Annotated in this window: 18 protein-coding genes; 12 read left to right on the forward strand and 6 right to left on the reverse strand. The window is 69.5% G+C overall.

All coding sequences use genetic code 11. The features are described from left to right. Nucleotides 1-7: 7 nt before the first annotated feature. The 3 genes from ACIRF9_RS42085 to ACIRF9_RS42095 form a co-directional block, all read right to left on the reverse strand. A complete protein-coding gene (locus ACIRF9_RS42085; RefSeq protein ID WP_403833810.1) occupies nt 8-1363 on the reverse strand; it encodes an ABC transporter substrate-binding protein in 1356 nt (451 codons plus the stop codon). A gap of 94 nt (nt 1364-1457) precedes the next feature. Then, complete coding sequence (locus ACIRF9_RS42090) at nt 1458-2219, reverse strand: DeoR/GlpR family DNA-binding transcription regulator (RefSeq protein ID WP_403833813.1); 762 nt, start codon at nt 2217-2219, stop codon at nt 1458-1460. 291 nt (nt 2220-2510) lie between these two features. After that, nucleotides 2511-3104 (reverse strand): TetR/AcrR family transcriptional regulator, encoded by a 594-nt coding sequence (locus ACIRF9_RS42095; protein WP_403833901.1) that lies wholly within the window; start codon nt 3102-3104, stop codon nt 2511-2513. Nucleotides 3105-3306: 202 nt separating this feature from the next. On the opposite strand from ACIRF9_RS42095, the gene ACIRF9_RS42100 reads away from it, so the two are divergent. From ACIRF9_RS42100 to ACIRF9_RS42130, 7 genes are all read left to right on the forward strand, one after another. Further along, nucleotides 3307-4515, forward strand: coding sequence for an amino acid deaminase/aldolase (locus tag ACIRF9_RS42100; RefSeq protein WP_403833815.1), 1209 nt, complete (start codon nt 3307-3309; stop codon nt 4513-4515). A 55-nt stretch (nt 4516-4570) separates the two neighbouring features. After that, nucleotides 4571-5341, forward strand: a complete 771-nt coding sequence (locus ACIRF9_RS42105; protein ID WP_403833818.1) for an SDR family NAD(P)-dependent oxidoreductase — start codon at nt 4571-4573, stop codon at nt 5339-5341. A gap of 577 nt (nt 5342-5918) precedes the next feature. Beyond that, nucleotides 5919-6461 carry a hypothetical protein gene (locus ACIRF9_RS42110; protein ID WP_403833820.1) on the forward strand — a complete coding sequence of 181 codons (543 nt, stop codon included), beginning with the start codon at nt 5919-5921 and terminating at the stop codon, nt 6459-6461. Nucleotides 6462-6547: 86 nt separating this feature from the next. Then, on the forward strand, nt 6548-7354 hold the full coding sequence (locus ACIRF9_RS42115) for a DUF5995 family protein (protein ID WP_403833822.1): 807 nt from the start codon (nt 6548-6550) through the stop codon (nt 7352-7354). Nucleotides 7355-7399: 45 nt separating this feature from the next. Beyond that, nucleotides 7400-7918 (forward strand): hypothetical protein, encoded by a 519-nt coding sequence (locus ACIRF9_RS42120; protein ID WP_403833824.1) that lies wholly within the window; start codon nt 7400-7402, stop codon nt 7916-7918. Between the two features lie 113 nt (nt 7919-8031). After that, on the forward strand, nt 8032-8511 hold the full coding sequence (locus ACIRF9_RS42125) for a DUF2199 domain-containing protein (RefSeq protein WP_403833904.1): 480 nt from the start codon (nt 8032-8034) through the stop codon (nt 8509-8511). Nucleotides 8512-8531: 20 nt separating this feature from the next. After that, nucleotides 8532-9173, forward strand: coding sequence for a hypothetical protein (locus ACIRF9_RS42130; protein ID WP_403833827.1), 642 nt, complete (start codon nt 8532-8534; stop codon nt 9171-9173). Nucleotides 9174-9974: 801 nt separating this feature from the next. Here the strand turns inward: ACIRF9_RS42130 and ACIRF9_RS42135 are convergent. Together ACIRF9_RS42135 and ACIRF9_RS42140 are read right to left on the reverse strand one after the other, a co-directional pair. Then, nucleotides 9975-12680: an Ig-like domain-containing protein gene (locus tag ACIRF9_RS42135; RefSeq protein WP_403833829.1), complete on the reverse strand. Its 2706-nt coding sequence runs from the start codon at nt 12678-12680 to the stop codon at nt 9975-9977. A 233-nt stretch (nt 12681-12913) separates the two neighbouring features. Then, a complete protein-coding gene (locus tag ACIRF9_RS42140; RefSeq protein WP_403833831.1) occupies nt 12914-13753 on the reverse strand; it encodes a methyltransferase domain-containing protein in 840 nt (279 codons plus the stop codon). Between the two features lie 269 nt (nt 13754-14022). Here ACIRF9_RS42140 and ACIRF9_RS42145 point away from each other — a divergent pair, with 269 nt between their 5' ends. The 4 genes from ACIRF9_RS42145 (at nt 14023) to ACIRF9_RS42160 (ending at nt 17976) form a co-directional block, all read left to right on the forward strand. Beyond that, a complete protein-coding gene (locus ACIRF9_RS42145; RefSeq protein ID WP_403833833.1) occupies nt 14023-15114 on the forward strand; it encodes a sugar ABC transporter substrate-binding protein in 1092 nt (363 codons plus the stop codon). A 104-nt stretch (nt 15115-15218) separates the two neighbouring features. Next, a complete protein-coding gene (locus tag ACIRF9_RS42150; protein WP_403833836.1) occupies nt 15219-16277 on the forward strand; it encodes an ABC transporter permease in 1059 nt (352 codons plus the stop codon). A gap of 2 nt (nt 16278-16279) precedes the next feature. Then, nucleotides 16280-17089, forward strand: coding sequence for an ATP-binding cassette domain-containing protein (locus tag ACIRF9_RS42155; protein ID WP_403833839.1), 810 nt, complete (start codon nt 16280-16282; stop codon nt 17087-17089). A 101-nt stretch (nt 17090-17190) separates the two neighbouring features. Next, nucleotides 17191-17976 (forward strand): GntR family transcriptional regulator, encoded by a 786-nt coding sequence (locus ACIRF9_RS42160; RefSeq protein ID WP_403833841.1) that lies wholly within the window; start codon nt 17191-17193, stop codon nt 17974-17976. A 218-nt stretch (nt 17977-18194) separates the two neighbouring features. On the opposite strand, the gene ACIRF9_RS42165 is transcribed toward ACIRF9_RS42160, so the two are convergent. Beyond that, nucleotides 18195-19208 carry a LacI family DNA-binding transcriptional regulator gene (locus ACIRF9_RS42165; protein ID WP_403833843.1) on the reverse strand — a complete coding sequence of 338 codons (1014 nt, stop codon included), beginning with the start codon at nt 19206-19208 and terminating at the stop codon, nt 18195-18197. Between the two features lie 415 nt (nt 19209-19623). Here ACIRF9_RS42165 and ACIRF9_RS42170 point away from each other — a divergent pair, with 415 nt between their 5' ends. Beyond that, on the forward strand, nt 19624-20892 hold the full coding sequence (locus ACIRF9_RS42170; RefSeq protein WP_403833846.1) for an ABC transporter substrate-binding protein: 1269 nt from the start codon (nt 19624-19626) through the stop codon (nt 20890-20892). The last annotated feature ends 43 nt before the right edge of the window (nt 20893-20935 follow it).

A 20935-nucleotide genomic window follows, 5' to 3' on the forward strand; every position in this document is an offset into this window, starting at 1 on the left:
GACGAGGTCATTGCTGGTAGTTCTTGGCGACGTCCTCGGCGAGCTTCTGTCCGTCGTCGAGCGCCTTGTCCACGCTGGTCTTGCCGGCGATGGCGGCGGAGATCTCCTGGGTGACCTTGGTGCCCAGGTCCTGGAACTCGGGGATGGCCACGTACTGCACGCCCACGGTCGGCCGGGGCTGGACGCCCGGGTTGGCCGGGTCGGCCTGCTCGATCGACTTCAGGGTGATGTCGCCGAACGACCCGGCGGCCTTCTGGTACTGCGGGATCTCATAGGTGCTGGCCCGCTTGCCGGCCGGGACACGGGACCAGCCGAGCTTCTCGCCGACCAGCTTCTCGTACTCCTTGCTGGACGCCCACAGCATGAACTTCGAGGCCGCGTCGGCACTCTTGGTGGTCTTCGGCATCGCCCACGCCCAGGCCCACAGCCAGCCGCTGCTCTTGGTCTCGACGGTCGGCGCGTACGCGTACCCGACATGCCCGGCGATCTTGCTGGAGCTGGGGTCCTCCAGCGAACCGGCGGCGCTGGTCGCGTCGTACCACATGGCGACCTTCTTCTGGCTCAGCGCGTTCAGGCACTCGGTGAACCCGGCCTGCGGGGCGCCCGCCTCACCGTGCTTCCTGACCAGGTCGACGTAGAAGCCGGTGGCCTTCTTGAACGCGGGGCTGTTGACCTGGGCCTTCCAGTCCTTGGTGAACCAGGTGCCGCCGAAGGTGTTGACCACCGTCGTCAGCGGCGCCCCCAGCTCGCCCCAGCCGGCCAGACCGCGCAGGCAGATGCCTTTCATGCCGGGCTCGGCACCGTCGACCTTGGCCGCGATGTCGGCGACCTGCTGCCAGGTCGGATGCTCGGGCACGGTGATGCCCTTCGCGCTCATGACGTCCTTGTTGTACATGAGCATCGAGGACTCGCCGTAGAACGGCAGGGCGTAGAGCTTGCCGTCCGAGCCGGACAGCGATGTGACCATTGGCCCCAGCAGGTCGGCCTTGTCGAAGCTCGCGTCCTTGTCGGCGTAGGAGCCCAGCTCGTGCAGCCAGCCGTTCTTCTCCCAGATCGGGACCTCGTAGGCGCCGATGGTGGCGACGTCGTACTGGCCGGCCTGGGTGGCGATGTCCTGGGTGACTTTGTCCCGCAGCTCGTTCTCGGGAAGGATCGTGAAGTTGACCTTGATGCCGGTGTCCTTGGTGAAGGTGTCCTTCGTCAGCTTCGCGATGTCCTCCATCTGCGGGTTGCCGACCATCAGCACGTTGATGCTGTCCCCGCCGCCGGAGCCCGACGAGCCGCCCGCTCCACTGCAGGCGACCAGCAGTGAGCCCGCGGCCGTGGCCGTGACGAGGGCGTGGGTCATTCTTCGTGCGCGCATGACTGACTCCAGGGGATGTTTCGAGGGAGTGAGGAACCAGACCCCCGGGCTTGCGAGGGCGGCGTGAGGTGGGGATAGGGAGCTGGACGAGGGCTCAGGCCCGGATGACCTCGGGGCCCAGCAGTGAGTAGCGGTGCGCCTCGGAGGCGGGCATACCGGTGTCGGTGACGATCGCCTCGAACTCCGTGACCTCCGCGAAGCGGCAGAAGCTCACGGCGCCGAACTTCGTGTGGACCCCGGAGAACACCCGGCGTCTGGCGACCCTCATGACCTCGGCCTTCAGTGCGCTGACCGCGGGATCGGGGGTGGTGAGTCCGTACTCCCGGGAGATGCCGTTCGCGCCGACGTACGCCAGGTCGATGACGAAGCCGGACAGCATGCGGGTCGCCCAGTGGTCGACCGTGGCCAGCGTCCCGCCGCGCACCCGGCCGCCGAGCAGCAGCACGGTGATGTTCTCGGTGGAGGCCAGATCACCGGCGGTGGCCAGCGAGGACGTGACCACGGTCAGTGGCCGGTCGCGGGGCAGGGCCGCGGCGATGAGCTGCGGGGTGTACCCCTCGTCGATGAACACGGTCTCGGCGTCCCCGAGCAGTTCGGACGCGGCGGCCGCGATCCGGGACTTCTCGGGGACGTGCATGGTGGTCCGGAAGGCGAGCGTGGTCTCGAAGCCCGCGCTCTCCACGGGATGGGCGCCGCCATGGGTACGGCGCACCAGCCCGTGTTCCTCCAGTACGTTCAGATCTCGCCGCACGGTCTCCTTGGAGACCCCGAGGTCGGCGGCGAGCTTTCCGACGTCCACGGATCCGGTACGGCGTGCCGTCTCCAGAATCCCGCGTCTTCGCTCCTCGGTGTCCACGGCGACACCTCCGTTCCACGGCTCCACGCGGTGAGCCCGCGCCAGAAGATTTCCGAAGGCCCTGCCCGTTTGGGCGTCCGGTGGCTAATTTCTACAAGCGGACCGCCCCGCTGACCAGGTTCGTCGTAGAGCACTTCATGACCGAATGTGCCCGTTTCCCGAAGGCCGGAGGCCCTGGACGGAGCGGTGCAGGGGCTCAGGGATCGCAAGACCCGTGCCTGGTTGTCCGCTGTGCGTGCCCGTTTGCCGCCCGTTTCGCCGAACGATGCCGGCGTCCGGCAGCGGCTGAGGTCACGACTCCTTCGGCCGGGCGTGCTGAAGCAGGTGATCGGCGAGCAGGTCGAGGACCGCCTGACTGTGGTCGGTGTTGCGGTCGACGAGCCAGACCAGGTTGAGGCCGTCGATCACCGAGAGCACGTACCGCGCGAGAATCGGCACGGGCTGCGTCCACTCGATGCCGGCGTTGTGAGCCGCGAGGTCGAGGAGGGCGGTGAAGGCCCGCAGGAAGATCTCGTACTGCCGCTTCGCGACGGTCTCGAAGCCGGGGGTGCGCAGCGCGTACTGGGTGAGTTCGTAGCTGATCTGGTGTTCCGCCGGGGCGGCTTCGAATCCCTTCCAGAAGGCACGCAGACTGTCCGTGACGCTGTCGCGGATGTTCTTCTGGGGTGCGAACAGGCTCCGCACCTCGGCGACGTACCGCTCGGTGAGCGTTTCCGTGACCAGCTCGAGCATGTGCGCCCGCGACTCGAAGCAGTAGTGGAACGCCCCGAGGGTCATGTCGGCCTCGTTGACGATCGCACGGGTCGTGGCCTTGGCCACCCCGTCGCGTGCCATCACCCGGATCGCCGCCTCCAGGAGCTCGGCCCTCCGGTCGCTCGCCGCCATGCGGGGCACGTGGTCTCCTCCGTCTACCCGTGCGCTCGCCGGTCCTTCTGCCTGTGCGTTCGCCGGTCCTTCTAGCTGTGCGTTCGCCGGTCAGGATAGCCAACCCCGACCGAGAAGTGGGTCAAGCGTCCAAGACGGTTGACTTACTTCTCGTCGTGGGCGATCGTGACGTAACCACCACCTGGGCCCCTCAGGAGCCGCAGTGCATCTCACGACCGACCGTTCCCCCTCGCAGCTGCACCGCCTGCAGACGGCGACCGCCGGGCTGGAACCGCCGTTCGGCGTCGTCGACCTGGACGCCTTCGACAGCAACGCCGACGATCTCGAACGCCGCGCGAACGGCAAGCCGATCCGGCTGGCCAGCAAATCCCTGCGCTCCCGTGCGCTCATCCGGCGCGCCCTCACCCGCCCCGGCTTCCACGGCATCCTCGGTTTCACCCTGCCGGAGGCGCTGTGGCTGGCCGAGGAGTTCGACGACATCGTGGTCGGCTACCCCACCACCGACCGCACGGCGCTGCGGACACTGGCCCGTGACGAGCGACTCGCCTCGCGGATCACCCTCATGGTGGACTCCGTCGACCATCTCGACCTCATCGACGAAGCGACCGGCTCCGGGCGCGCACGCATCCGCGTCTGCATGGAACTGGACTGCGGCCTGCGCCTGGCCGGTGGCCGGCTGCATCTGGGCCCGCGCAGATCCCCTCTCCACACGCCCCGGCAGGCGGCCGAGTTCGCGCGAGCGGTGACGGCCCGGCGCGGCTTCGAACTGACCGGGATCATGGCCTACGAAGGGCAGATCGCCGGTATCGGAGACAACCAGCCCGGATCCCGGCTCAAGCAGGCCGCCGTCCGCCGCATGCAGCGTTCCTCCGCCGCGGAACTGCATCGACGGCGAGCGGCGGCGGTCGACGCCGTCAGGGCCCTCGCCCCGATCCGATTCGTCAACGCGGGCGGCACGGGCAGCCTGGAGACCACCACCCAGGAAGCCGCCGTCACCGAACTCGCCGCGGGCTCCGGCCTGTACGGTCCAGGGCTGTTCGACTTCTACCGGACCTTCCGTCCCACGCCGGCGGCGTTCTATGTGCTCCCTGTCGTACGCAGACCGTCGTCGTCGATGGCGACGATCCTGGGCGGCGGTTGGGTGGCGTCCGGCCCGCCGGGCAAGGACCGGCTGCCCACCCTGGCCTGGCCCCCGGGACTACGGGTGACCGCCACCGAGGGCGTCGGCGAGGTACAGACCCCCGTCCTCGGCAAGCCCGCGCACACCCTGCGCCTCGGTGACCGGGTGTGGTTCCGGCACGCCAAGGCCGGTGAAATGTGCGAGCGCGTGGGCGAACTGCACCTGGTCCAGGGCGGCGAGGTCGTCGAGACCGTGCCCACCTATCGCGGCGAAGGCCGCCACTTCCTCTGACACCTCGCCAGGAACTCTGACACCTCGTCACGAACCACGAAGGGGAAGCGAAGAGATGGGGAAGATCATCGGCAGGACGGTTCTCGTCGTCGGCGCCTCGTCCGGCATCGGAGCCGAGGTGGCCCGCCGACTCGCCCCGGGCGGCAACCGACTCGTGGTGGTGGCGCGGCGGGCCCCCGAACTGGCCTCCGTGGCCGAGACCGTCCGTGCCGCCGGCGGCACCTGCCTGGACATCGCCGCCGATGCCCTGGATCCGGGAGCGGCCGCGGATGTGGTGGCGTCCGCCGTCACGACGTACGGATCCGTCGACATCGCGCTGCTGAACGCCGGCCAGGGACCGGACATGGCCATGGACGACGTCAGCACGGACGACGTCGCACGGATCATGGCGTTGAACTACGACGTGGTGGTCAACTACCTGGTCCCCTTGATCGAACAGATGAAGAAGCAGCCCCACGGCGGCCTCATCGCCCACACCAACTCGCTGGCAGGGCTGATGGGCATCCCACGGCAAGGCCCCTACTCGGCGGCGAAGGCGGCGGCACGGACCCTGATCGACGCCGCGCGCGTCGAACTGGCTCCCCAAGGCATACGGTTCACCACGATCCACCCCGGATTCGTGGCGACCGACCGCGTCGGCGCGGACGGCCTGCCCAAGCCCTTCCAGATCAGCCAGGAACGCGCGGCCCGGTATGTGATACGCGCCCTGGAGAAGGAACCGGCCAACTCCTACTTCCCCTGGACCACCGCCACCCTGGTCCGCGCGCTGCGCATCCTGCCGGCACCGCTGTCCTCCCTGGTACTGCGGGCCATGGCCGCCCGGTGAGACCGAACCGTGGTTATCTCGCCAACGGGGCCACGACCCAGCGCCGGGTCACGAAGCCGCCCTCAGGTCCGATCTCGATCCGCTTGCGGGCAACGAGATACGCCTCATTGGCCTCGATCTCGTAACCCACCTCGGTGCTGCCCGGCACGTCACGTACCTGCAGCTCCGGACCACGGTCGCTGCGCACCGACAACTCGGCGGGTATCCGCGTCCGGGCCGCGTCGAGTGCCTCCTGCGGATCCCGGGCAGCGGACTGCGGCTGCTCGGCCGCGGCGGCGCCGGCGGCACCGGGTCCGCGACGCTGGAGGTGAGGCGGGCAGTGGAGCGTACGAATTCGCGGGTGGAGATGTTGGCCGGGACCACACGTCCGTCGTTGTCCACCGAAACCCGAACCTCGCCCCGGCCGGGCGTGACGACGGGCAGGCCGCCGAATGCCTGGCGGAACGTCACCAGGGTCTCCACCAGACGGGGCTGCTCCACCTCTCCCGAACGGGTGCCGCAGCACTCCATCACCTCGTGCACGCCCTCCGGCACCAGGTCCGACCGAGCTGTCAGTGCCGGGCGGTAGCTTCGGTGCATGGCTGACGCGTACACCACCCTGTGGACCAACGACCTGTGCAAGGCGCTCATCTCCGGCGGGTTCGAGGGGCAGCGGTTGAACGTGCTCTTCGGCGGTCCGCACCAGTCGCTCCCCAGCTTCGAGCGGGCCGGCGTCAAGCCGGGCGACACCGTCTATCCGATACGGGTCTTCCGCAAGCAGATGTGGGTGCTCGGGCGCATGGAGGTCGGCCGGCTCCTGGAGTACGACACCGTGGGGGATCACCTCGCGATGGAGGACTATCTCCGGCTCGTCCACTGGAAGCCGTTGAAGGCCGGCTGTGTCAGCGAGGTCCTGGTCGGGCCTCCGGGCACGCCCCTCACCTTCGATCGGCCGGTTCCCGGGGACCTGCTCGGCCGGTTGACCTATCGGTCGCGGCGCGGCGAGCGGCAGATCAAGCATGTCGTGGACGGTGAACTGCTGCGGGCGGTCAGCGTCCACGGGATCTACCGGCTGGCGCCCGAGTCCGCCGAGGAACTGCGGGCCGTCCTGGATCCCGTCCCGGTTTCCGCAGGGCGGTGACCCTCCCCACTGTGCGGTGGTAGGAAGAGGCTGTGATCGGCACTGCGGACAGCAGCCAAAGTGCCACCGAACGAGGGGAGTTGGGCATGGTGGCGGAGAACATCGACGATGTCGTGGACGGGCTCGCCGGGATCGTGCGGGAGGCCGGCCGCGCCGGTGACCGGGTCGGGTACTTCGCGGCGCTGTACCGACAGGTGACCGTCGAGGTCCGCACGGCCATTCACGAGGGGCTGTTCGACGACGGCGCCCGAATGGACCGCTTCGACACGCACTTCGGCAACCGCTACTTCGAGGCGTACGACGCCTGGCGTCGTGACCGGAGCGGGCCGCGCTGTTGGCGCGAGGCGTTCGGTCTGCTCGACGACGCCGACACCGTCATCGTCCAGCACCTGCTGCTCGGCGTGAACGCGCACATCAACCTCGACCTGGCCGTCGCCGCCGCGCGGACCAGCCCGGGTGAGGACATCCACGCGTTGCGGCGCGACTTCCTGCTGATCAACGACATCCTTGGGCGGGTGGTCCTGGCGGTGCAGGACTCGGTCGACGCCCTGTCGCCCCTCATGTCGCTGCTGGACAAGGTCGGAGGCCGCACCGACGAGCAGATCCTCGACTTCAGCGTCCGTCAGTCCCGCGAGGAGGCGTGGTACAACGCCGTCCTGCTCGCCGGCCAGAACGAGGAGGAGCGCGAGGCCACCATCAAGAGGCTCGACATCCGGGCCGCCGTGCTCGCACGGTTGATCGCGCGACCCAGCGGCGTCGTCCGGCCCGCCCTGCGACTGATCCGGAGCACCGAGAGCGATGACGTGTCGGCCGTCATCCGTCATCTGGACAACGCCATGGACCGACCCTCCGCCCGCCAGGAGACGGCAGGAGGCTCGGCGCATCGACCGTAGCGGCCCGCCCGCCTCGATGTCGTACCCCGCTTCTATGCTCCTGCGATGAGGTCTTACGAAGGTACGCACCCCACCGTTCCCGTCCGGGTCGGTGACCGCCACGCCCAGATCGACGAACAGCTCGCACCCGCGATCCAGGCGATCTGGGAGTGTGGCTTCGACACCTTCACCTGCTGTCAGGATCTCGCGGAGAGCAACGCGGACTGGCCGAAGAAGCTGCCGCACATGGCGGAGTGGGTGGAGTCCAGACGCGGCTGGATGCTCATCGACTTCCCGGTCGACAGCGGACTCGCCTTCCTCTCGGCGGTGGCGAACGCCGGCCCGCGGGACGCGTTCTACGTGCGGATGACGCACTGGGTGGCGCCGGGCGCGTGGGACGTGACGGTCAAGCCGATGGACACGGCGATGTTCAAGGAGGACCTCCCGTCGCGGTTCCGCCTGCAACTGCTCCAGGTGAGCTTCCCGTCCTTCGACCTGCCGGAACTGACCCGGCGCCTCCACGATCACGCCGCAGGCCGCTCGGTGCCGCCGGCCCCCGCCGACTGGAGCACTGTCGGCCGTTAGGTTCCGGGCTCCCGCCGAGGTGGTACCGGAGCCCCTCACTATGCTCCAGCACCATGACCAGTGATCTCGGATTCACGTGCACGTGCTGCGGGGCCCACCACCCCGAGCTGCCGATGAACTACAAGGCCGAGGCCCCGGCCGTATGGGATCCGGCCTTCGCCGACGCCGACGACTGCACGCTCTCGTCGGACCAGTGCGTGATCCGCGGGCACTACTTCGTCAAGGGCCTGATCGAGATACCGGTCATCGGCAGCGACGACGTGTTCTCCTGGGGCGTCTGGGTCTCGCTCAGCCGCGAGAACTTCTCCCGGGCGGCGGACCTTTGGGACAGGCCCGGCCGCGAGGCTGAGAAGCCGTACTTCGGCTGGCTCACCACCGACCTGCCGGTCTACTCGCCCACGACCCTCAACCTGAAGACCCACGTCCACACCCGCCCGGTCGGTGAGCGCCCCTACGTCGAACTCGAGCCCACCGACCATCCCCTCGCCGTCGAACAACGCACGGGGATCACCCCGGACCGCGTACGGGAGATCGCGACAGCCGTGCTCCACTCCGGCGACGGCGACGGCGACGGCCGCGGCGAGCAGCGGTGACGACGGACCACCCTGCATCGGTGATCCCGATCGCGCCCGCCGGACTGAGCCGCAGAGCCCGGAGGTTCGTCGAGGCGGACGGCATCCGTGTCCCTCGGGAGGACATCCGGCGCCACCGCGACGTGTGGATCGAGCGCGGGATCCCTGCCACTGAGATCGACCGGGCAGCGGCCTTCCAGGACCGCTGGGGCGGCCTCGCGCTGCCGCCGGCCCCCGCGTACGAGGGCGGCCCGCGCATCCTGGACGCCGACTGTCCCCAGGGCTCGGCCGCCCAGGGCTGGTCGTTCCCGGCCGGGGACTGCCGGGTGTCCATGGCCTACGGATTCATGATCGGTCCCGACGGCGCCTTCGGGATCGACGCCGACCGCTGGACACCCCTGCACGCCGACGCAGACGGATGGGTGGAATCGTTGGCGCTCGCCGCCCACGCGGGACGCTGGGCCAGAACCGTCACGAAGATCACCGGCCCGGCGGTCGAGTCTCTGGACCTCGCGGGGTACGAGCCGGTACCCGAAGTACGGGGAGTGACCGACACCTGGTGGCGGGGCAGGGACTCGCTCATCGCCGTCTACCGGGGCGAGGCCGTCGGTCTTGACGCCCCGCGATGCCTCGAAGCGCACGTGTACGGCGGCCTCGACGAGTGGGGTCTCCAGGGCGGCTGACCGCTCGCCTGCGCCACCGGATCGGACCAGGGCGTGAACCATCCATATCGGCAGGCGATTCCGGACTCTGGGAAGAGCAACTGACCCGTGCCTTCCAGGCCCTGCTCGGCCGACCGCTGTCGACCTACGAACCCGACGCGGTCTACGTCGCGTACTTCGATGGCAATCTCATCTCCGAGTCCGGGTACAACCGGGACGCTGCCTGGGTGAATCCGCGGGCTTTGAGCGGAGCCGAACCGGTCGTCTGCGACTACTCTCCCGTCCTTCTCGCGCGGCCTCATCCGGGGCGCGGACCTGGCCCCTTTGCTGGAGCGGCATGAAATCGACCTCACCAGCGCTGAATTGAACGGCAAATGGACTGTCAGCTACCCGCGCATCGCTTCCGACGGCACGCTCTTCGACGCGATGCGAGTCGCTCTGTGCATCGGTCACGGCCCCGAGAGCGGGAGGAAGCCGAGTGCCAGGTCGAGTTCGCGGTCGTCCAACTCAGCGACCTCGTCACCGGACCGCGCCCGTCCTGACAGGTCATCTATTCGCAGAAACCTGAGAGGTGCGGCTGAAACAGCCGCCCGCCCAGCAGTAAGGCCCACGCCCTCATGACCTCCGCTCCGGAATCCGTCCACCAGACAGCGACCGGAGAGCGCGGTCTCTGGCGCCGCATCCGGACGCCCATGAATCAACGGCCCGGAGAAGAACCTGGCCTTCCGCGACATCCTGCTCCTCGCGTCCTGACCCCGGCCTTCGTCGGTCCGGCAGTCCGCCCGTGGACGGTCATGGTGCGGCCGTCCACGGGCGGGTGGGTCAGCGGCTCCGGGGGAACCAGAAGGGCCCGGAGCCCGGGTGGAAGCCGTGGTCGTCGGACGAGTGCTTGGTGATGGTCACCGTGAGGGGTGGGGATGCCTCACTCACGTTGCCGGCGAGGTCCTCGAGCAGCACGGCGAAGCCGTACCTGCGGGCGGCGAGCGCGGCGCTGACGACCTCGTAGGCGCCGCCGGAGGTGACGACGTCCTTGCCGACCACGGCCGGGCCGTCGGCTCCCGCGGGATCGGCGGTCAGGCGCACCAGCGCGTTGGGCTCGACCGGTGAGCCCTGGAAGGCCGGCTTGGTGATCTTCGTGATGTTGTCGTCGTTGACCCCGGTGTCGCTCGACGGCAGCAGGTCCGGGGCCGGCGGGCGGGCCGGCGCGACGGTGTCGAGCGTGATCAACAGCCGGTGCGCGCTCTCCGCGCCGGAGCCGACGACGTGGGTCGTGCCGTCGCCCGGGGCGTCGGACGGGTCGACGATCACCACCTCCGCGGTGATCTGGTTGTCCCCTTCCGTGAGGACCGGGTCCAGCTGGATCCGGTACAGCCCCGGCTTGGTGACCGGGTTCACCGGCTGGGCGAAGCCGACCCGCTCGCCGTCCCGTTCCACGGCCACCTTGAAGCCGGGGGTGTCGTCCGCGAGCGTGGGGGTGGCGTCCTGCGGTGAGAACGGGATGCCCGCGGCCCGCAGGTGCGAGTCGTCCACCCGGAGGAAGAGCTCCGGCCCGGCGATCCTGGTGACGTCGTCGTTGTCGTGGCGGCCCGAGTCGGACGTGCGGGTGAGATCGAGACCGTAGGGTTCGGGGGCCGCGTGGCTCACGACGGTGAGGTCGTAGGTGGCCTGCGGCGGGTCGGTCGGCGCGGCGTCACCCGGCCTGGTCGGGTCGGTGATGCCGGCGTCGGCGACCACGACGAAGTACGGCTCGTCCTTGACCACCGGGATCGCCAGCCTGCTGGTCGAGCTGCCCGGCCTGGTCGTGGCGGTGCTCCCGGTCGCGACCCGGTTGCCGAACTTGTCGTAGGCGTGGACCCGCAACCCGGAGATCACCTCGTTGAAGGCGATCTCGGCCTGCAGATGCCCGGTACGGCGGGGCGTGAACCTGAAGAAGTCGACGTCGGTCGCGCTGTGCAGGGTCAGCCGTCGCTTGGTGACCCTGTTCCTGGTGCCGAGCGCGGTGGCTACGGCGGTGTCGATCGACTCGTTCGGCTCGAATCGGTCGGGAAACGCGCCGAGCAACGAGAAGACGTCGAAGTAGGTCGTCTGGGCGCCCTGGGCCGCGGTGGTGGCCGTCGGCGGGGTGGTGTTGCCGGTCCAGCTCGCGTAGCCGATCCCGTCGACCGTCCACAGTCCGTTGTACTCGCCGATGCGCAGCGTCTGCGTGGTGGAGCCGGGGGCGCAGCTGAAGCGGCAGCGGGCGCCCAGGTCCGGGTCGAAGGGGGAGTCCGCGACCCGGAAGTCCTGCGCCCAGGTCTGCCCGCCGTCCCGGCTCGTGGTGCCGTAGAGCTCCAGCAGGAAGTTGTTGCTCCCGTTCGGACCCGTGCCGCCGTTGGTCCGGCCGCTGCGGTTGTCGTACCAGGTGACGACCGCGTTGCCGTCCTGGTCGATGTGGGCGGTGGGCATCACGGCGAAGGTCCGGCCCGGACCGTGGTCGACCCTGCCCCGGGTGAAGGTCTGGCCGTTGTCCGTGGAGCGGGCGATGACGACGTCGGCGTCGTCCCCGCTTCCGAAGGCGTTGTCGGGGTCGTCGTTGGCGACGACGTAGACGTTCCCGGGCCGGGCGGGGTCGGGCAGGATCCAGGGCTGCATGCTGCCCTGGAGCCAGAAGTCGGTTCCCGGGATGTCACCGCCCGCGGTGTCCTGCACGTTGCAGGTGACGGTGGCCTCGCCCGCCCCGAAGGGAGCGGTCTTCTGCGGGATCGTGCCGGCGGCGAAGTCGGCGCCGCCGGAGCCGTCGCGCAGGAGCTGGGTGCTGCCCTGGAGGGGTGTGCCGTCGGCCCCCTCCGGGCACAGGTCGGCGTGGTAGCCGACGTAGAGGTCGCCGTTCTGGCCGACGGCGGCGTGGGAGGGCCACACATTGCCCTCCCCGGCCGCGGACAGGACCCTCGGCGTCGACCACATGGTGCCGCCGTTGACGAAGCGGGAGAACTGGATCTCCCACGGGGTGCCGAGGTGCGTCCACACGAGGTAGAGGTTGTCGCGGTACGGGCTGGTGGGGTTGGCGTCGGCCACCAGCCACGGCTTGTCGTGGTTGAACGCGCTGTTCCCGCTCACCTGGGTCGCGGTGTACGTCTGGGTCCCCGGCGTCGTCAGGTCGTTGATCTGGCCGACCCCCACGCCGAAGCCGCCGCCGCCGGTGTTGAAGGCCGAGGAGAGATGGGTGACGAACAGGCGCCCCTGTGAGTCGAAGGCGAGGGACGGGTCGCCGGAGCACTGGTTCGGGGGCAGGGTCGACGCCCGCGTGACGGGGAAGCCGTCCTTGCCGAAGTTGTTGTCGATCCGGACGGTGCATCCCTGCATGACGGCGACCTGGTTCGGTCTGCGGGGATTGGCCGTGGCGTTGTGCGGCTCGAAGCCGCCCGTGGCCAGACTCCGGTCCTCACCCGCCCACGCGGGTGAGGCGGGTCCGACCACCACGAGTGACTGCAGCACCAGGAGCATGCCGCCGACGACGGTGAGGGCGCGTCGTTGAACGTGGTTGCTCAACACGCGCCCTCCTGTCCGGTGTCGCTCATTCCTCTCCTTCCGACCCGGCCGAGGTGATGGACACCTGCCGGTGCGCTTATCGGATAAATCGGGCAAGAGGAATGTGGCATCGCGTCGCCGTCCGGACGGAAGGCTTCGGGTCGCGTCACGCCGAATTCACCGGCGCCGCCGGTAGAACCACCCGTACGGAGGACCCAGAACGTTCGTGCGGGAGTGGCCGCCGGCGGAGCGGCTCAGCCCGGTCGGCGTCCTGTGAGCCGTACACCGCCGACGCCGCCGCCCGCGAACAGGCCGCTGACCGTGTCGTAGAAGCGCAGCAGTCGTGCGGCGAGCGGCTCGCCGTGCAGCCTCGCGTGCTTCGCGTAGTCCTGCCGGAAGCTCTCGGCCCGGTTGTGTACCCAGGGCGCCCAGAGGTCGGTGGCGTCCGTCCAGGTCACGTCCGTGAGGCCCGCCCGGGTGAGGTCCTCGCGGTAGCGGGCCTCGTCCGGAAGGTAGGGGCAGGCGACCAGGGCGGCGAGATCGCCCCGTTCCCGGTCGGTCAGGGGGCGACGGGCGTAGAAGTCCTCGAGGTAGAAGGTGGCGCCGGGGCGCAGGAGGTCGCGGAAGACGTCGAAGAGGTCCTCGCGGCGCGGAATGTGCAGGATCGCCAGGAGCGAGATCAGGTGGTCGTACCGCCGCGACCAGGGCGCGCCACGCAGCGTCAGGGCGTCTGCCCGGACGGCCCGGACGCGCTCCGACAGGCCGCACAGCGAGGTGAGTTCCCCGCTCAGCTCGTGGAGTTCCTGCTGCAGTTCGACCGCCGTGACCCGGCACTCGTACCGGTCGGCGAGATAGCGGGCCGGGCCGCCGAGCCCGGCGCCGATGTCCACGATCTCCGCGCCGGGGGCGACACCCAGTCGGGCGGCGGCGTTGTCGAGGGCGCGGTGACCGAGGTAGTGCAGCTGGTCGTAGGGCTCGAGATCGTCGGGTGTGAGGGGGGTGGGGCGGGTCAGCAGGGGGGTCAGGGCGTTGCGGACGTGCTGGAGGTCGTACAGGGCCATGTCGTCGAAGCGACTGCTGGGTTGTTCCGTCACGTACACATGTCAGCACAAAGTCTTGACACCTCCCTGAAACGCAAGCATGCTCTGCGCACCACCTAAAGCGCTTTAAAAACCCTCCGGTGATCACCACCCATGGCATCCCGCCCGCGTCCCATCAGGACCGGCGGTGGCCCACTCCCGTCGTTCCCCCGTGCCCGGGACCACTCCCGGCGCGCGAGGGACATAACGCGATAGATCCCTCGATGTTCTCCAGGCCTCGCCCCACGCTCGCGCCTTGTTTCACCTGAAGGAGCACCCAGTACATGGAACGCACGCACTCCATGCGGAGACTGCCCGGCCGCCTTCCGCGAAGAGTCCTGACCGCGGTGGGCCTGCTCGTCGCGACGGCGACCACCCTGGCCGGATGCAGCAGCGGCGCCGCCAAGACCGGCGACGCGGACGAGACCGCTGCGGGCGGCGCCACCTCGACGGCCGCCGCGAACAGCGGCAGCGGCAAGATCTCCCTCTACGTCATCGGCGGCAAGTCCGACGACCCGTTCTGGTCCGCGGTCAAGCGCGGCGGCGAGGACGCGGCGAAGCTGGTGAAGGCGGCCGGCGGTTCGGTCACCTTCCTCGGGCCGCAGAACTACGACAACCTCGGCCCGGACGCCGCGAAGCTGACGCTCACCGCGCTGTCGCAGAACCCCTCGGCGATCATCGGCCCGGACTGGGTGCCCGAGAACCAGGACTCCGCGTACCAGCAGGCCACCGGCAAGGGAGTCCCCGTCTTCATCTACAACTCGGGCGGTTCGGCCGCGGCCGAGAAGGTCGGCGGTCTGAAGTACATCGGCTCCGACGACTACGAGGCGGGCAAGGCCGGCGGCGTCAAGTTCGCCGAGGCCGGAGCCAAGAACATCCTCTGCGTCAACACCCTCCCCGGCGGGGCCAATTCGGAGGCCCGCTGCGACGGCATCAAGGACGGCGCCAAGAGCAAGGGCGCCACCTCCAAGCAACTGGCCCTGCCCTCCTCCAGCTTCGGCAACCCGTCCGCCGTCACCCAGGCGATCAAGGGGGCGTTGCTGAAGGACAGCAGCGTCGACGCCCTGGTGACGATCGGTGTCGGGGACGCGGACAGTGCCGCCGCCGCGATCAAGCAGGCCGGCATCGGCGACAAGGTCGACCTGGGGACCTTCGACGTCTCACAGACCCAGCTCGACCGGATCAAGGCCGGTGACCAGCTGTTCGCCATCGACCAGCAGCCGTATCTCCAGGGCTTCTACGCCGTGTCGATGGCCTACCAGTACCTGGCCTACGGACTGTTCCCGCCGCAGGACCCGCTGCTGACCGGTCCGCTCCTGATCACCGAGGACAACGTCGCCCAGGCGATCGAGGGCACCAAGTCCGGCGTCCGCTGATCCGTGCCCGAGGTGCCGGGCCCGGCCCCGCCCGGGCCCGGCACCTCGGCCCCCGCGCCCACAGGTGCCGGACATCCATGACCCACAAAGGTGGTACCAGACCCATGACAACCTCTCTTCCGGCGGCGCCGGACGAAACGAAGACCACGGCCGCGCGGCCCCAGGCGTCCGGCGGCGCCCTGCGGCAGCTGCGCTACCGTCCCGAGGTCGGCGCGCTCATCGGCACGATCGGCGTCTTCGTCTTCTTCGCGATCTTCGGCGGCACGAAGTTCCTCGCCCCGGCGGGGGCGGCGAGCTGGCTGAACATCGGCGCGGAGCTCGGCATCATCGCCATTCCCGTCGGACTGCTGATGATCGCCGGCGAGCTCGACGTGTCCGTGGGCTCGGTGCTGGCCGGCAGCTCCATGACCCTGGCGATCGTCTCCGGCCACTGGGGCGCACCGATGATCGTCGGCATCGTCCTCGCCCTCGGCCTCGGCCTCCTGGTCGGTCTGCTCAACGGGCTCCTCGTCACCCGGACCAACGTACCGTCCCTGGTGGTCACCCTGGCCACGCTGTCCGGCCTGGCCGGTCTCACCCTCGGCCTCTCCCGTGTCACCACCGGCACCACCAGCGTCGCCATCAACCCCGACCCCCTCTCCAAGGCCGTCTTCGGCACACTGATCGGCGGCCAGTTCGAGGTGGCGATCTTCTGGTGGCTCGCCCTGGCGGCCGTCGTCGCGGTGCTGCTGCAGATGACGCCGTACGGCAACTGGATCTTCGCGATCGGCGGCGACAAGGAGAGCGCCCGCGCCACCGGCATCCCGGTCGCCCGGGTGAAGATCGCGCTGTACATGGGCAGCGGCTTCGGCGCCGCCCTGGTCGGTGTGATCCAGACCATCCTCTACAACGGCGCGCAGGTCGCCAACGGCCAGTCCTTCGTCTTCAACTCCATCATCGCCGTGGTCGTCGGCGGCGTGCTGCTGACCGGCGGCTACGGCTCGGTCGTCGGCGTCGTGCTCGGCACCCTGACCTTCGCCATCGTCAACCAGGGCATCTACTACACCGGCTGGAACTCCGACTGGGCCAGCCTGATCCTGGGCGTCCTCATCCTGACGGCCGTGCTGATGAACAACACCTTCCGCCGGCTCGCCCTGTCCGCCTCCCGACCCAAGAAGGCCTGACCATGACCGCACCCCTGCTGCGCCTGACCGGCATCGGCAAGTCGTTCCTCGGCACCAACGCGCTGCAGGACATCTCCCTGGAGGTCGACGCGGGCAAGGTCCTGTGCCTGCTCGGCGACAACGGCGCCGGAAAGTCGACCCTCATCAAGATCCTCTCCGGGTTCCACAAGCCGACCACCGGCACCATCGAGGTCAACGGCGCACCGGTCGTCTTCGACAGCCCCCGGGAAGCCAGTGCCCAGGGCATCGCCACCGTCCACCAGTTCGGTGGTACGTTCCCGCTGATGGGCGTCGGCCGCTGCTTCTTCGTCGGCGCCGAACCCACCAAGGGGTGGGGCCCGTTCAAGCTGTTCGACAAGAAGCTGGCGGGGGAGATCGCCGTCCGCGAGATGCAGTCCCTGGGCATCACCCGCGTCACCGACGGCGGCCGCCTGGTGGGGAGCCTGTCCGGCGGCGAGCGTCAGGCCCTGGCCATCGCGCGGGCCGTCTACTTCGGCGCCAACGTCCTCATCCTCGACGAGCCCACCGCCGCGCTCGGCGTCAAGGAGGCGGCCCACGTCCTGCGGATCATCATGCAGGCCCGTGCCAAGGGCGTCGCGGTCATCCTCGTCACCCACAACGTCCGCCACGCCATGATGGTCGGCGACCACTTCGCCGTCCTCATCCGGGGGCAGAAGGCCGACGACTTCCGCAAGGGCGAGCGCACCCGGGAGCAGATCACCGACCTCATGGCCGGCGGCGAGGCCATGGCCGACCTCGAGGCCGAACTGGCGCAGATGCAGCTGGAGATGGAGTTGCAGTCCGACAGCTGACCGTCCGCAGCGCGCGGCGCCGAGCGACCGGGAGGGGTGCCCGCGGGGGCGCCCCTCCCGGCGGTCGAAAGGCACCGCGCCCCATACGTCAGGACCACGCGATGCGGGATGAACACCTGGACGTCCAGCCACGCGGCTCCACTCCTCCCGGTCTCGTCCTCGACCGAACGAGCCGCACACCGCTCCACAGACAACTCGCCGAACAACTCGGCCGCGCCATCGAACAGGGGCAGCTGGTGCCCGGCTCCCTCCTGACCAGCGAGCCCAGGATGGCGGCGGAGATCGGCCTGTCGCGCATCACCGTCCGTCACGCCATCCAGTCGCTGACGGAGCGGGGCCTTCTGGTGCGCCGCCGCGGCGTCGGCACGCTGGTGGCGCACGGCCGGTCCGAGCGAGCCCCGGCTCCCGCCGCCTTGGACGAGGACCTGAGGGGGGAGGGGCGTGCCCCGGCGGCGGACGTCCTGCGCTGCGGGACCGAACCCGCCTCGGCGGAGGTGGCGGCCGCGCTGGCGATCGCCGACGGCGGCGAGGTCATGGTGCTGGAGCGGCTGCAGTACGAGGACGCCGTGTGCGTCGGCCGTCTGCGCAACCATCTGCCCCGCGATCTGGTGGGTCCCGAGTTGCTGAGCCCACCCGACGGCCGGCTGCGAGCCGTCGGACTTCAGGGGCTGCTGCGGGCGCTCGGAGTCGTCCTGTACCGGGCCCAGCACACGATCGGGGCACGGGTCGCCACCGCCGAGGAGTGCGAGTTGCTCGACGTCGGCGAGGGAACGGCACTGCTGACCCTGACCCGCACCACCTTCGACCGTACCGGCCGCCCCGTCGAGTACGCCACCCACTGCTACCCGCCGGCACGGCGGGGCTTCGAGTTCCGGCTGTCCTGCTAGAGACCGGCGCGGCGGGGCTTCGGCTCTCCGGCTGTCCTGCCAGAGGCCGGGCGGTGCTTCGGCCTTCCGGCTGTCCTGCCGGAGGCCGGGCGGGCGGGGCTTCGGCTTTCCGGCTCTCCCCCACAGACCCGGTGCCGCGGCTACGACTTCCGGCTCTCCTGCCAGCGGCCGGGCGGTGCTTCGGCCTTCCGGCTGTCCTGCCGGAGGCGGCTCTGCTCCTAGAGACCGGGCGGCGGGGCGGTCGAGTTTCGTACCACGAGGCGGGTGCCCACCTCCATGTGTTCCATGAGCAGCCGCTGGCCTTCGATGAGGGACAGCAGCGCACGGGCCGCCTTCTGGCCCATGTCGTGCAGGGGCTGGCGCACGGTGGTCAGGCCGGGGAAGCTCTGCGCCGCCTGCGGGAGGTCGTCGAAGCCGACGACCGAGAAGTCGGCCGGTACGGCCAGGCCGCACGCCCGCGCGGCGTCTATGGCGCCGAGCGCCATCAGATCGGCACCGGCGACGATCGCCGTCGGACGGTGCTCGGTGATCAGCCGGGAGGCGGCGCGAAAGCCGCTGGCGTAGGAGAAGTCGCACGAGGCGACCAGCCGCTCGTCCACCTTCAGCCCGGCGAGACGCATCGCGTCCTCGAAGCCCTGGAAGCGGATGGACGTGCTCTCGAGGTCCTCCTCGCCGCGGAGGTAGGCGATCCGGGTGTGCCCCAGGTCGATCAGGTGCTGTGTGCCCTGGCGCATCCCGTGGTAGTTGTCGACGCTCAGCCGGGGGAGCGGTACGTCCAGGCGGCGGGGGTCGATGATGACGCAGGGCAGTTTCTGCCTGCGCAGCAGCTCGACCGTCTCGTCCTCCAGGACGGGCGCGATCATGAGGACGCCGTCGACCAGGCCACGGCCCAGGAACTCGATCCGGTCCTTCTCCCGTACCGCGTCGTGGTACGAGGCGTTGACGAGCAGCTCCTGCTCGGCGTCGGCCAGCTCGTCGGCGACGCCGCGCAGGATCTCCAGTCCGTACTGGCTGGTCAGGTCCAGGGCGATGAGGCCGATGAGCCCGCTGCGGCCGGCCTTGAGGTTGCGGGCCGAGACGTTCGGCCGGTACCCGAGTCGCGCGGCCACCTCCATGACGCGGCGCCGGGTCTCCTCGGAGGCGCCCGGCTTGCCGTTCATGACGTTGGACACGGTCATCGCGGAGACGCCGGCCTCCTCGGCCACCTGCGCGATGGTCACCCGCCCTGCCACCCCAACTCCTTCTGCCTGCCGACCCCGGTGGCGAAGACCTTAGGGCCTGCTCTTTCTCCCCTTCGCCACATACTCACGGAAACTTTAACGATAAGTTGCAGGCGGCGTCAATGAAGTCCCCGGTGGGGGCGGGGTTCGGCTCTGCGAACAGGGCGTGTGGCGGCATTCTTGGCGCGGAGCCCGGCGGGTGCGGCCACTGCGACCCGCTGAGTCGACCACGGAAAGTTACGTATAGATGTCACCTAAGTTTTGCGTTACAGTCCCGGCCATCGGCGCGTAACGTTCGCCGCAACTCGGGTCGACCGACCCCTTTCCGTCCGTATCAGCACTGCACCCACACGGAACAGGCTGATCGATTCAAAGACCCCTTCAGACATGACAAGTCGGTGCGAACCGACGACGGGTGAGGTGTGCAATGAAGCGTTCTGGGAGATGTCTCGCGGTCGCCACCACGGTCGCCGCCATGGCGATGTCGCTGGCCGCGTGCGGTGGCGGGGACTCCGGTGCCTCCGCCGACGGCACGGTGACCATCCACGTGCAGGCGTGGAAGGGCGGCGGGGCGGAGCCCGCGAACGTCGCGGAGATCAACAAGGCGTTCGAGAAGGCCTATCCGAAGATCAAGGTCGACTTCGAGTACATCACCGCGAACGACACCTACGTCCAGAAGCTCCAGCCCGAACTGCTCGGCGGCAAGGCCGGCGACGTCATCATGGTCGACACGGACAAGATGAAGAAGTGGGGCGCCTCCGGCTACCTCGCCGACCTGTCCGGGGAGTCGTGGGCCAGCCGTATAGCCCCCGACGCCAAGCCGTTCGCGCAGTCCGACGGCAAGACCCTCGCCATGCCGATGGAGCTGATCGGCATCGGCCTCTACGCCAACATGGACCTGCTGAAGAAGGCCGGCATCACCGAGGTCCCCGCCGACTGGCCGACGTTCCTCGCGGACCTCGCCAAGATCAAGAAGGCCGGCATCGACCCCATCGCGCTGCCCGACAAGAGCGCCTGGACCGGCAGCTCCGTCTTCCAGGCCGCCGGATCGACCCTGGTGTACCAGAAGAGCAAGGACTGGGACGCCGACTTCCTGAACGGCAAGGCCTCCTTCGACCCCGACTGGAAGGCCTCCCTGGAGCAGCTGAAGACCCTGGAGGACGAGGGGTACGTCAACTGGAAGAACGAGCTCGGCGTCGACGAATGGGCGCAGGGCCCGCAGGACTTCAGCGCCGGCAAGAGCGCCTTCTGGTACCAGGGCGCCTGGCAGGTCTCCAACATCAAGAAGGCGGGCTTCCCGGTCTCCTTCGCCCCCTGGCCGGGCGGCGCCGCGGGCACCAAGCCCAACGGGATGCTCTTCTCCGGCACCATGTGGGCCGTCAACTCCCAGTCCCAGCAGGGTGACGCGGCCCGTGAGTACGTCAAGTTCTGGTCGCAGAACCAGAACCTCTCCAAGTACCTCGAGGCCGAGCACGCGGAGTCGCCCTTCATCAGCGGCCTGACCCCGGAGAGCACCGAGACCACGGCCTTCACCGACGCCTTCAAGGACGGCCGTTACCGGATCCTCCCGTCCAACTCCTGGTACGCCGCGGCCGCCGAGACCACCACCGGCTCCAAGATCCAGGCCTACCTGCTGGGCAAGGCGTCCGCCGCGCAGACCCTGAAGGACATCCAGACCGCGGCGTCCGCGAAGTAACCCGCCCACCCCCCGGTCAGCCGTGGTGGGGGCGCGAGGAACG

It is taken from the genome of Streptomyces sp. NPDC096132 (assembly GCF_044763345.1).
Lineage (GTDB): Bacteria > Actinomycetota > Actinomycetes > Streptomycetales > Streptomycetaceae > Streptomyces.

Bases quoted from the DNA above. Each gene is read 5' to 3' on its own strand.
- ACIRF9_RS42110 (WP_403833820.1), top strand. From the start codon at position 5,919: ATGGCTGACGCGTACACCACCCTGTGGACCAACGACCTGTGCAAGGCG.
- ACIRF9_RS42120 (WP_403833824.1), top strand. From the start codon at position 7,400: ATGAGGTCTTACGAAGGTACGCACCCCACCGTTCCCGTCCGGGTCGGT.
- ACIRF9_RS42085 (WP_403833810.1), bottom strand. From the start codon at position 1,363: ATGCGCGCACGAAGAATGACCCACGCCCTCGTCACGGCCACGGCCGCG.
- ACIRF9_RS42170 (WP_403833846.1), top strand. From the start codon at position 19,624: ATGAAGCGTTCTGGGAGATGTCTCGCGGTCGCCACCACGGTCGCCGCC.
- ACIRF9_RS42160 (WP_403833841.1), top strand. From the start codon at position 17,191: ATGCGGGATGAACACCTGGACGTCCAGCCACGCGGCTCCACTCCTCCC.
- ACIRF9_RS42145 (WP_403833833.1), top strand. From the start codon at position 14,023: ATGGAACGCACGCACTCCATGCGGAGACTGCCCGGCCGCCTTCCGCGA.
- ACIRF9_RS42155 (WP_403833839.1), top strand. From the start codon at position 16,280: ATGACCGCACCCCTGCTGCGCCTGACCGGCATCGGCAAGTCGTTCCTC.
- ACIRF9_RS42125 (WP_403833904.1), top strand. From the start codon at position 8,032: ATGAACTACAAGGCCGAGGCCCCGGCCGTATGGGATCCGGCCTTCGCC.
- ACIRF9_RS42095 (WP_403833901.1), bottom strand. From the start codon at position 3,104: ATGGCGGCGAGCGACCGGAGGGCCGAGCTCCTGGAGGCGGCGATCCGG.
- ACIRF9_RS42150 (WP_403833836.1), top strand. From the start codon at position 15,219: ATGACAACCTCTCTTCCGGCGGCGCCGGACGAAACGAAGACCACGGCC.
- ACIRF9_RS42105 (WP_403833818.1), top strand. From the start codon at position 4,571: ATGGGGAAGATCATCGGCAGGACGGTTCTCGTCGTCGGCGCCTCGTCC.
- ACIRF9_RS42115 (WP_403833822.1), top strand. From the start codon at position 6,548: ATGGTGGCGGAGAACATCGACGATGTCGTGGACGGGCTCGCCGGGATC.